Here is a 3259-nt window from a genome sequence, read left to right on the forward strand (position 1 = left end):
GTCGTCCACGCCGCGCCGCGCCGAGCACCTCGGTGAACACCTCGTGCAGCACCCGCTCCCGGTCGGAGGCGGGCGCCCGGTAGGCGCCCGCGGCCTGGAACGTGGGGGCCGGCAGCGCGGCGCGGTCCACCTTGCCGTGGGGGGTGAGCGGAATGTCCTCGACGACCATGATCCGGGCCGGGACCATGTACGCCGGGAGCCGCCGCGCCACGGACTCGCGCAGCGCGGCCGGGTCGGGGCGCGCCGGGGAGCCGGGACGGGGGCGGACGTAACCCACGACGCGCCGGGTCCCCGACGGGTCGGCGGACACCGCCGCCACGGCCTGCTCCACCGAGGGGTCCGCCGCCAGGGCGGCCTCGATCTCGCCCAGTTCGATGCGGTGGCCGCGTATCTTGACCTGCGAGTCGACCCGCCCGCGGTACTCCACGGCCCCGTCCGGGCGGCGGCGCCCCAGGTCTCCGGTGCGGTACATGCGGGCGCCCGGGGGGCCGAACACATCGGCCACGAACCGCTCGGCGGTCAGGCCGGGTCGTCCCAGATAGCCGCGGGCGACCCCGTCACCGGCGATGTACAGCTCGCCGACCACCCCGGGCGGCACCGGCCGCAGGAACTCGTCGAGCACATACACCCGGGCGTTGTCGGCGGGGACGCCGATGGCGGGCCGGCCGACGGCCTCCCCGCCGTCGTGGTGCCAGAACATCGCGTCGACCGTGCACTCGGCGGGCCCGTAGAGGTTGTACACCGACAGGCCCGGCACGCCGTGCAGTTCTCTCCACAGGTCGTCCGGGACCTCCTCGCCGCCGAGCGCCAGGACACTCACCCGGTGGCGCTCCCCCGAGGCCGCGAACATGCCCGCCGCCAGCATCTGCCGGGCCACCGACGGCGTGGTGTCGAGGACGTCGACCGCGGCCCCCACGGCGTGTTCGACGAGCGCCAGGGAGTCCCGGCGGACGGTGTCGTCGACGATGTGCAGCTCGTGTCCGGCGACCATCCACAGCAGCTGGCTGAAGGAGGCGTCGAAGCCGAGCGAGTTGGTGAGCGCGGCGCGCAGCGGCCGGCCTCCCGCCCGGGTCTGCTCCGGCTCGAAGAAGTTGGCCCGGTGGCTGTGGAACATGTTGGCCAGGTTGCCGTGTTCGACGGCGACGCCCTTGGGGCGGCCCGTGGAGCCGGAGGTGTAGATCACATACGCCAGGTGGCCGGGGAGCAGCGCGCCGGCGCGGTCGCCGTCGTCGAGGTCGGTGGGGTCCTCGGGCAGCGCGGCCTCGTCGAGCAGCAGGGTCCGTATCCCCTCGGGCACGGCCCGCGCGGTGGCGGCGGTGGCCAGGACGAGGGCGGGGCCGGCCTCGGCGCAGATCGCCGCGATCCGCTCCGGTGGGTGCTCGGTGTCGATCGGCAGATAGCCGGCCCCCGACTTCCACACCGCGAGGATCGCCGCCACCGCCGCCGCGGTGCGGGGCAGGGCGACGCCGACGAGACGGTCGGGCCCCGCCCCCTCGGCGACAAGCAGCCGGGCGAGCCGGTTGGCGTCGGCGTTGAGCCGCTCGAAGGTCAGGCTCGCCGTGCCGTCGCTGACCGCGACCGCGTGGGGTCTCGCGCGGACCCGCGCCTCGAACAACTCGGGCAGGGCCTGGGGCGGGTGGGGCGCGGTCCGGCCGCTGGACGCTCGCAGGATGTGCCGCCGCTCGGCGTCGGAGCACCCGGGCAGCCGCCCCGCCGGCAGGTCGGGGCGGTCGGCGAGGTCCCGTATCACGGCGCACAGCCGGTCCAGCACCTCGGCCGCGGCCTCGCCGGTGTAGACGTCGTCGCGGTAGTTGAGTTCGAAGCGGAGCCGCTCGCCGGGGTGGACGGCGAGGCTCAGCGGGTAGTGGGTGCCCTCGAACGCGTCCTCCACGGCGTCCCGGAGCAGGCTGACCGCGAGCCCGGGCACCTCGGCGCCCTGGACGGCGTGTTCGACGGGGACGTTCTCGAAGGCGACGGTGGTGTCGAAGAGCTCGCCGACCCCGGCGGCGCGGTGGATGTCCGCGAGGCCGAGGTAGTCGTGTCCGGTCAGGGCCGCCTGCTCGCGCTGGATACGGGCCAGCAGGTCGGCCACCGGCTCGGCCGGGTCGATCCGCACCCGGGCCGGCACCGTGTTCATCATCAGGCCCACCATGCGCTCGCTGCCCGGGAGCTGGGGCGGGCGCCCGGCGACGGTGTTGCCGTAGACGACGTCCCGCCGCCCGGTGAGCCGGGTCAGCAGCAGCGCCCACGCGCACTGGACCAGGGTGTTGGTGGTCAGCTCCCGCGACCGGGCCGCGGCGGTCACCCGCGCGGTGTCGGCCTCGGACAGCTCCGCGACGACACGCCGCTGGCCGCGGCCGGAGGCGCCGGTGCCCGCTCCGCCGGCCACCAGTGTCGCCCCGTCGAGCCCGGACAGCGCGGCCCGCCAGGCGCGCTCGGCCTCGGCCCGGTCCCGGTCGGACAGCCAGCCGAGGTAGTCGGCGAACGACGGGGCCGCCTCCAGCCGCTCGGCGCTGCCGCCGTCCCCGTAGACGCGGAACAGGTCCGCGAGGACCAGCGGCAGCGACCAGCCGTCCAGCAGGATGTGGTGGTTGGTGAGCACCAGGACGTGGCGGTCGGCCGCCAGCCGCACCAGGGTGAAGCGCAGCAGGGGCGGCTTGGCCATCTCGAAGCGCCGGGAGCGGTCCTCGGCGAGCAGCCGGGTCAGCCGCACCCGGCACTCGTCGGCGCCGAGGCCGGAGAGGTCCACCTCCTCCCACGGCGGCTCGACCGTCCGGGCGATGGCCTGCACGGCCTCGCCGGAGCGGCGGCGCAGGAACCCGGCGCGCAGGCTCGCGTGGCGCGCGGGCAGGGCGAGGCAGGAGCGGCGCAGGACGTCGGTGTCCAGCGCGCCGACCAGTTCCAGGGGGGTCTGCACGGTGTAGAAGTCAACGGACCCGCCGGATCCGCCGGGTTCTCCGGTTCCGCCGGGGTCTCCGGTTCCGCCGGGTTCTCCGGGGCCGCTGCCGGTGGCCCCCTCGTCGAAGAGGGCGTGGAAGAGGATGCCCTGCTGCAACGGCGTGAGCGGCAGCACCGCCTCCAGGGATGTCTGTTTCACGAGGTCTCCCACTGGGCTTCGAGCTCGTCGAGTTCCTCCGCGTCGAGGTGCACCAGGCTCGCGGCGTCGCGCGGTGTCCCGGCTTCCGGGCCGGTGTCCTGGGCCACTTCGGCGAGCCGGGCGATGGTCTTGTGGAGGAAGATGTCGTTGGTGGTGTGGTGA

1 protein-coding gene is annotated in these 3259 nt (G+C 75.3%); it reads right to left on the minus strand.

Annotated elements, in window-relative coordinates; all coding sequences use genetic code 11:
- The coding region (locus BBH68_RS33800; RefSeq protein WP_141713124.1) for a non-ribosomal peptide synthetase at positions 1–3097 on the minus strand (3097 nt) is incomplete at its 3' end.
- Between the last annotated feature and the right edge of the window lie 162 nt (positions 3098–3259).

This window comes from Streptomyces sparsogenes, from assembly GCF_001704635.1.
GTDB lineage: Bacteria > Actinomycetota > Actinomycetes > Streptomycetales > Streptomycetaceae > Streptomyces > Streptomyces sparsogenes.